1 protein-coding gene is annotated in these 400 nt (G+C 41.5%); it reads right to left on the bottom strand.

What is annotated here, in order from left to right:
- On the bottom strand, nt 1-400 hold a 400-nt coding region (locus RV14_RS12375; protein WP_167359871.1), incomplete at both ends, for a hypothetical protein.

The raw sequence follows: 400 nt of genomic DNA on the forward strand, positions 1-400 counted from the left end.
AGTCGTGTAAGTCGGGTTCCTCACTTCCCTCTTCATATGAAAGCCCCTCTTTTAACTTCCCAGTCGGTGCTTTTTTATCTTCATCTACCCGACAATAGGTGCTAAGCATTCTGGTTTCATTCGTACTTTTGTTTTTCACACGTACAGTCAACCATCCCTCTGTATTTGGTGCCCACTCTTCAAGGTTAGTATTCGATTCCCAGTCTTCATGGCCTAATACAGTGTAACTCCAATTGTCCGGATCATTCGGTAAATCAATAAACCATGATCGTACAATGGATTCAGGTAAGTCTTTGGTTCTTGTAGGTTGAATCGTCACTGCTGTCCAAATCGTTATTTTATCGGTAATCGTTAACGTTCCCTGTAACAATCTTTCATTTCCTGCTTCATCAGTCAACGT

Origin of the sequence: Enterococcus ratti (genome assembly GCF_001886195.1) — a bacterium.
GTDB lineage: Bacteria > Bacillota > Bacilli > Lactobacillales > Enterococcaceae > Enterococcus_B > Enterococcus_B ratti.